The sequence below is a fragment of the Serratia sp. 506_PEND genome, assembly GCF_001076875.1.
Lineage (GTDB): Bacteria > Pseudomonadota > Gammaproteobacteria > Enterobacterales > Enterobacteriaceae > Serratia > Serratia marcescens.
On the sequence record NZ_JVEL01000185.1, the window covers coordinates 1 to 369 of the forward strand.

Genomic DNA, 369 nt, shown 5'->3' on the forward strand with positions numbered 1-369 from the left:
GTCCACTGACCGGAAAAGGGGCTGCACAACAGCGGGATACCCTCAGCCGGATAGCGCGTCCGTTTAGCCAACTGGACGACACCCTGAAAGGCCGTGGAAATGATGCGCCACTCATTCAGGGGATAAACCAGAAACTCATCGCCCTTGCACAGTGGCTGGAGCAGATAAACAGTGCCGGCGATCCGGGGGCTGCTGCCTTTAAGGCCCTGCAGCTGCGGCAGAGCGATCCGTATAAGGATCCGGCTTTCAGTCTGCAACAGTATGCGCGGGGGCTGCCTGCGCCACTGGATCGCTGGGTCAGTCAGATTGCGACGCAGGTCGCTGATGTGACGACCTCGCTTGCCATGTCATCCCTGAACCAGGCATGGA

General features: G+C 59.6%; 1 pseudogene. It reads left to right on the forward strand.

The annotated features are described in order from the left end of the window. Positions 1-369, forward strand: a pseudogene (locus ADK28_RS32065) (hypothetical protein); the annotation flags it as partial.